The sequence below is a fragment of the Helicobacter didelphidarum genome, assembly GCF_003364195.1.
Classification (GTDB): domain Bacteria; phylum Campylobacterota; class Campylobacteria; order Campylobacterales; family Helicobacteraceae; genus Helicobacter_A; species Helicobacter_A didelphidarum.
This window is the reverse complement of sequence record NZ_NXLQ01000195.1, coordinates 1-550: the sequence shown is the minus strand read 5'-3', so window position 1 is coordinate 550 and position 550 is coordinate 1. Positions and strand designations below refer to the sequence as shown.

General features: G+C 30.0%; 2 protein-coding genes. Both read right to left on the bottom strand.

Features of this window, described 5'->3' with window-relative positions:
• On the bottom strand, nt 1-180 hold a 180-nt coding region (locus CQA53_RS11905), incomplete at its 3' end, for a hypothetical protein (RefSeq protein ID WP_147290070.1).
• On the bottom strand, nt 177-550 hold a 374-nt coding region (locus CQA53_RS11900; protein ID WP_220272103.1), incomplete at its 5' end, for a polymorphic toxin type 44 domain-containing protein. The genes CQA53_RS11900 and CQA53_RS11905, both read right to left, overlap by 4 nt.

Genomic DNA, 550 nt, shown 5'->3' with positions numbered 1-550 from the left:
AGTAAATAATGTCGCATCTGATTCTGGGAAATTGCGTCCATGTGGGATACATTTATTATCTATATGGGGTGTTTTTATGTATTCGATGAGTATTGCTAGTAATGGAAAAAATATAGCAAAACTGACAGCTATAGATAATTGCAAGAGTATTGTTGCAGATTTTTTAATTTTTGTTTTCATCGCACTATTACCGCTTTAGTCTCAGGCAGAATCTTATTATTGATAATGAGATGTATTAATTCTAAAGCATTTAGAGGTATTTTATTATCAAACATTCTCATTCCAATCCTAATAGATTCATTGTCTTGTATATCATCACAATATTTACCAGAATCACAAATATTAGAATCTGATAATATTTTCCAAGTGTTAGATAAATTATTTAAGAAACCATTTGTATTATTTGTTGTTTCTTGTATATCTTTTTTTATTCTTGCTATATTACTTGCCACTTGTGCCACTCCAGCCCCTGAAAGTAATTCAATTTCACTAAATCCTACTGCTTTGCCAATATAGCCATAATGGATATTGCTCCATATATCATAGCCTA